This window comes from Niallia sp., assembly GCF_031978665.1.
GTDB lineage: Bacteria > Bacillota > Bacilli > Bacillales > Cytobacillaceae > Niallia.
Genome location: NZ_DALZDK010000057.1, coordinates 1 through 6,435, shown reverse-complemented (window position 1 = coordinate 6,435; position 6,435 = coordinate 1). Strand labels below are relative to the sequence as shown.

The 6,435-nt window shown below is 36.1% G+C and carries 4 protein-coding genes; 3 read left to right on the top strand and 1 reads right to left on the bottom strand.

All coding sequences use genetic code 11. The annotated features are described in order from the left end of the window. Positions 1-435: 435 nt before the first annotated feature. The 3 genes from RTL21_RS21985 (at position 436) to RTL21_RS21975 (ending at position 5,929) form a co-directional block, all read left to right on the top strand. Positions 436-1,725, top strand: coding sequence for an MFS transporter (locus tag RTL21_RS21985; protein WP_312099153.1), 1,290 nt, complete (start codon positions 436-438; stop codon positions 1,723-1,725). Between the two features lie 434 nt (positions 1,726-2,159). Beyond that, the gene (locus RTL21_RS21980; protein ID WP_312099151.1) at positions 2,160-3,920 is read left to right on the top strand and encodes an ABC transporter ATP-binding protein; all 1,761 of its coding nucleotides are present in this window, start codon (positions 2,160-2,162) and stop codon (positions 3,918-3,920) included. Beyond that, entirely contained in the window at positions 3,917-5,929 is a 2,013-nt protein-coding gene (locus tag RTL21_RS21975; protein WP_312099149.1) for an ABC transporter ATP-binding protein, read from the top strand. Before RTL21_RS21980 ends, RTL21_RS21975 begins: the two co-directional genes overlap by 4 nt. A 93-nt stretch (positions 5,930-6,022) precedes the next feature. Here RTL21_RS21975 and RTL21_RS21970 read toward each other — a convergent pair whose 3' ends face one another. Further along, on the bottom strand, positions 6,023-6,178 hold the full coding sequence (locus tag RTL21_RS21970) for a hypothetical protein (RefSeq protein ID WP_312099147.1): 156 nt from the start codon (positions 6,176-6,178) through the stop codon (positions 6,023-6,025). Positions 6,179-6,435 lie beyond the last annotated feature (257 nt).

Sequence of the window (6,435 nt, the reverse complement as noted above, 5' to 3'; positions counted from 1 at the left end):
CAGGGTGTCGAAGAGAAAAATGGTGTTCATTAAGAGGATGAAAACCGAAAAGCAGAGTGTCGAAGCAAAAAGTGGCGTTCATCATCCGGATGAAAACCGAAAAGCAGAGTGTCGAAGCAAAAAGTGGTGTTCATCAGCCGGATGAAAACCGAAAAGCAGGGTGTCGAAGCAAAAAGTGGCGTTCATCATCCGGATGAAAACTGAAAAGCAGAGTGTCGAAGCAAAGAGTAAAAGGTATTAGAGCCGACAATTCATCCCGTTTCCACTTCGCTAAATAGCCAAGCTTTATTTCGAAAAGAAAACAATCTGGTATCGGACTTTATAATGGAATTTATTTCCGTCTAAAGACTGAATCAGAAACCATCGGATGAATGTTCTTCATCTATAGGCAGAAAGATAAAATTAACTCATCAACTAAAGGATGAGGGATAAGAAATGGAAAAATTTACAGAAATATTCAAAAACGTGAGCTTCACCAGATTATTTATTGCAAATGTCACATCACAAATGGGTAGTGTTATTGGTTTAACTGCTTTTATGTTTTATATTCTCGATCGTTTTTCTGAACAGCCAGCATATGCTACTGTTACGGAATTAATGTTTTCCTTGCCAACTTTAGCAGTGTTTTTTCTAGTGGGAGTAGTGGCAGATCGATTGGATCGTCAAAAGATTGCTTATCATTGTGAGATGATTGCGGCAGCATTTTCGCTATGTCTACTAGGGGCAGTTTTTATTGGCTGGATACCACTTATCTTTCTAACCCTATTTATTAGAAGTGCTGTTCAGAAATTTTTTTTTCCTGCAGAACAAGGCATCCTTCAAGGTGTATTGAAAAAAGAAGATTATACAACGGCAGCAGGACTTAATCAATTCGTTAATAGTATCTTTATGCTATTTGGTAATGCTATTGGTATATTTGTATACTGGACATTAGGGATTTACGGAGCAATATTAGTAGATGTTGTTACTTTAACCATTAGTGGTCTTCTTATAAAATCAATGAAGCTGAATGAAAGTGTTCGTCAGCCAAATGGCAATCATTCGTTAAAAGATTTAAACATTCGATTTATATGGAGTGACTTTATGATTGGGTTAAAGTACATTCTATCAAATAAATTATTGCTAGCGTTAATTTATGGATTTATTGCTTTTGGCATAGTAAATGGCGGATTTAGTGTCATGCAAGTGTTTATTTTAAAATATAAATTAGCGCCTGATAATTATGAACAAGTGTCCATTTATTTGGGGATTGTCTTTGGAGCAGGAGTAATGATTGGAAGCTTCCTTTCTTCTCTTCTTACACAAAAGGTAAAATTATTTAAGTTGATTATTATTGGGGCATTTTATATAGCTGTCATGACCATTCTAGCGTCTTATGCAACAAACATCGTTTTCTATTTAATCATTTGCTTTTTCTTAGCACTAGGCTTACCAATGATTAATATTGCAATCGGTGGCTGGATGCCTACGATTATCGAGCCGAAGATGATGGGAAGGGTACAAGGATGGATTACTCCTCTAATGATGCTCTCGCAATCGATTACGCTCGGAATTATTTCAATCGGTTATCCTAATTGGTTCTCTATAGAGATTATTTATTGGTTTGTTGGCGCATGTTTTCTTTTTATCGGTGGCTATTACAGCTTAGTGTTACCGAAATTGGCGAAAGAAAAGGAGGAGAAAGACGAAGTAGCAGGGGAAAAAGAGGTGCAATTAAATTATTAAATACTTTTATTTTCGAAATATTTGCAATTGACTTTGTAAAAACTACATGTTAATCTTCAAGTATATTGGAAAATAAATGTAGAGAAAGGAAGGGTTACCGATGAGAAGATTAAATAGACATTATTCATTTACAACTTCATATGCTGGTAACCTTTTCTTTTCTTATCGATAATTTTGCATAGAATAGTTGGTTACCATTATAGGTAACCTGTGTATTTTTCTGTCATTAAGAGATGGATCGCATGGTTGCGGTCTGTCTCTTTTTTTGTGGAAAAATATAGGCAAGTGCAAACAAAGTGACGAAGCATTTATTTTCTAATTAACTAGTGAAGGAGGAAAAGTGATGATTGTATCCGTAAAAGAAGCAAGAAATACGTTAAAGGATTTAGAAAGTGGCTAGTAAGTAAAGAAGAAGAGAGACAGGGGATGAGTGGATGTTTTCCATATTTTTTAAATTAAAATGGTTTTTTAAAGAGCATTGGAAGAGCTATACGATAGCTATTATTTTATTAATATTAGTCGGATTTATTGAGGTGCTACCTCCAAGAATTTTAGGAATGTTTATTGATGAACTAACAATTGGAACATTGACGAGCAATAAAACAATTATATATATACTTGTCGTTACAGGAATCACGATTAGTACATATATAATCACCTATTTTTGGATGTATAAGCTATTTGGCGGGGCAAATATCCTCGAATTGAAATTGAGAAGCAAATTCATGAATCACCTATTAAAGATGACTCCAACCTTTTTTGAAAAAAATAAAACAGGAGATTTAATGGCGAGAGCAACCAATGATTTGAAGGCCGTATCGGTTACTGCTGGGTTTGGAATTTTAACATTGGTCGATTCTACGATATTTATGCTGACGATTTTAATTACGATGGTTATTACGGTAAGCTGGAAATTAACGCTTGCTGCGATTCTACCATTGCCTATTATGGCGGTCATTATGCAAATATACGGAGAAAGAATCCATAAACGGTTTATGGAAGCACAGGATGCATTTGGCGACATGAATGATAGTGTCCTTCAATCGATTTCAGGGGTGCGTGTTATCCGTGCTTACGTTTTAGAAAAAGAAGAAGAAAAACAATTCCACAATTTTACGGAAGATGTATATAAGAAGAATTTACGTGTAGCCAAAATTGATTCTTTATTTGATCCGACTGTTCGGATTCTTGTTGGATTAAGCTATCTTATTGGACTTGGTTATGGAGCTTACCTAGTATTTCAGCAACAGTTAACGATTGGGCAGCTTGTTACATTCAATGTTTATTTAGGTATGATTGTTTGGCCAATGTTTGCGGTGGGGGAATTAATGAATGTCATGCAGCGAGGGAATGCTTCATTAGATCGTGTGCAGGAAACATTAAATTACAAAGCAGATGTAATTTGTCCGGAAAATGGCAAGGAAGTTGGCACTCCTGACATAATCGAGTTAAAGGATGCACAGTTTCAATATCCATCGTCTAAACAAGAAAATCTTCGCGATATCTATTTAACGATTAGAAGAGGAGAAACTGTTGGAATTGTTGGGAAAACAGGTAGTGGGAAAACGACGATTATTAAACAGTTGCTTAGAGAGTATCCGAAAGGGGAAGGCAAGCTTGCGATTAACGGGAATAGCATTGATTCGATTGATTTACATACATTAAGAGGTTGGATTGGCTACGTTCCCCAAGATCACGTTCTTTTTTCTAAAACAGTGAGAGAAAATATCTTATTTGGAAAAGAAGGTGCTACCGAAGAGGAATTAGAGGAAGCAATTAGTCTTGCATCTTTTAAACAGGATATTGAAATGCTTCCGGAAGGGCTAGAGACACTTGTTGGGGAAAAAGGAGTCGCGTTGTCTGGCGGACAAAAGCAGCGTATATCGATTGCTAGAGCCCTTATTCGTAAGCCCGAAATCTTAATATTAGATGATTCTTTATCAGCGGTAGATGCAAAAACAGAACAAAGGATTATCACGAATATAAAGCAGGAACGACAAGCAAAAACAACGATTATTACAACACATCGAATGACAGCTGTTCAGCATGCCGACCAAATTATTGTTATGGAAAATGGGTATATCACGGAGCATGGAACACATGAGGAGTTAATGGAACAGAACGGCTGGTATAAAGAACAGTATATAACGCAACAGGCAAAAGTAGATGCAGGGGAAGTAGAGGTGAAAGCATGACGACAGGAAAACGATTATTTCAATATGCATTAAGATTTAAAGGAATTATTATTGCGGCATTAATCATGCTGACCATTGCGGTTATCGCCGACCTTGCAGGACCGTTTGTTGCGAAAAAAGTAATCGATGATCATATTACAGGGATTGAATCTCTTTGGTATCAAACAGAACCAGCTAGCGACGCAGTAGCATATAAAGGGAATTTCTACAAAAAAGCAGTGTATCTTGAAAAAGATGACGAAAAGCTTGAAGAGGCTAGAATACTTCAGGTCGGAAGACAGTTTTTATTTGTAGATGGAACGATTTCCTTTGATGGTAGTCGGCAATTTGCGAACGGAACATTGACTATCAGCAGAGAGGGGGAAGTGGCAACCTATCCTGCCACTGCTTTAACACATTCCGAAGTATTTGACTTTTATAAGCCAGAGATTACACCAATTTTGAAATTGCTATCTTTTTACTTTGGTTTAGTCATTATTTCTGCTATTTTTCAATATGGACAGCATTATTTATTACAAAAGTCAGCCAACCGAATTATTCAAAAAATGCGAGAAGACGTATTTGCTCAAATTCAGCGGTTGCCGATCAAATACTTTGATAATCTTCCTGCTGGTAAAGTAGTTGCTAGGGTAACAAATGATACGGAGGCAATTAGGGAATTGTACGTAACAGTTCTCTCGAATTTTTTCTCAAGTGGAATTAACATAATCGGAATTTATATTGCTCTATTTATCCTAAATCCGCCACTGGCAGCGATTTGCTTAATTTTGCTCCCAATTTTATATGTATGGATGATTGGCTACCGTAAATTTGCTTCCCGCTATAATCACGTTATTCGTGCAAAAATCAGCGATATTAATGGAATGGTAAACGAATCGATTCAAGGGATGCACATCATTCAAGCCTTTGGAAAAGAAAAGCAAACAAGAAAAGAATTTGAGGATTTAAATAAGGAGCATTTCCGTTACCAAAATAAAATGCTCAATTTAAATAGTCTCACCTCTCATAACCTGGTGAATGTATTAAGAAACATTGTGTTTGTGGTGTTCATCTGGTATGTTGCTGGTCAATCTTTATCGGCAACAACAGCACTTTCACTTGGGATGCTTTACGCTTTTGTTGACTATATAAACCGTCTATTTCAGCCAGTGCAAGGGATTGTCAATCAACTGGCTAATCTAGAGCAAGCCCTCGTTGCAGGGGAACGAGTATTTGAATTATTGGATGAAGATGGAATAGATGTGAAGGATGTTTCATTGGAACGCTATAAAGGAAATGTAACGTTTGATCAAGTAAACTTTGCCTATAAAGAAAATGATTATGTCTTGAAAAATATTTCTTTTGAGGCAAAGCAAGGAGAAACAATCGCATTAGTAGGTCATACTGGATCTGGAAAAAGCTCTATTATGAATCTTTTATTCCGTTTCTATGATATTCAATCAGGGAAAATCCTAATAGACGGAAAAGATATCACGTCTTTTTCCAAGCAAGATCTTCGTAAACATATGGGAATTGTGCTTCAGGATCCATTTCTATTCACAGGTACAATTGCCTCAAACGTAACCTTAAATGATCCTTCCATTTCAAGAGAAACGGTGGAGAAAGCATTAAAGGATGTAGGGGCAAATAGGGTATTAAAGCATTTAGAAAAAGGGTACGATGAGCCAGTAATTGAGAAAGGAAGTACTCTTTCAAGTGGTCAAAGACAGCTTATTTCCTTTGCGAGAGCTCTAGCCTTTGATCCAGCGATTCTTATTTTAGATGAAGCAACAAGCAGTATTGATACCGAAACAGAGCAAATCATTCAACAGGCGATGGAAGTACTGAAAGAAGGAAGAACAACTTTTATTATTGCCCATCGACTATCGACGATTCGCAATGCTGATCAAATTATTGTACTTGATCATGGAGAGATAATCGAAAAAGGCAATCACGATGAATTGATGGATAGAAAAGGGAAATATTATCAGATGTATCAGTTGCAACAGGGTGAGAGCTTAGTAAGTTAAGGAAAGGGATTAAGCATTAGATGTACCCAAAGCATACCAAAGTAGTTAATTGGCATGCTTTGGGTACTTTTTTTTAAAAATTAATCCATCAACTTAAATCTTATCATTCAAAAAGGCAATCGTTTTATTGATAAGTGGTAAGAGTACAGAAAGATGATTCTCATTCTTAAATTCATGGAAGAAGTGTTCGAATGTCTTTCCACGGTAATTGGATAACTTCTCAGAGAGATTTATCGCTTTTTGATGCATATTCGAGAAATGTGATTTCTCTTTATCACCAACTGTTAGGAGTAATTTACTGGAAGCTATATCGTTTAATCTTTCTGGGAAAAAATATAGTTCTTTTAATAAAGCTTCCTCATTCCAATGAATAGATGGACTACTTGCAATATAATATTGAAAGGAAGAAGGTTTAGTAAATAAGGTAAAAAGAACAAAAAGTCCTCCAAGTGAATAAAATGTACCCTATAGAGTAGACACTAAAAAAAAGTCTACCTGTAGGGTAC

Coding starts and splice junctions, on each gene's coding strand:
- RTL21_RS21985 (WP_312099153.1), top strand. CDS start 436: ATGGAAAAATTTACAGAAATATTCAAAAACGTGAGCTTCACCAGATTA.
- RTL21_RS21980 (WP_312099151.1), top strand. CDS start 2,160: ATGTTTTCCATATTTTTTAAATTAAAATGGTTTTTTAAAGAGCATTGG.
- RTL21_RS21970 (WP_312099147.1), bottom strand. CDS start 6,178: ATGCATCAAAAAGCGATAAATCTCTCTGAGAAGTTATCCAATTACCGT.
- RTL21_RS21975 (WP_312099149.1), top strand. CDS start 3,917: ATGACGACAGGAAAACGATTATTTCAATATGCATTAAGATTTAAAGGA.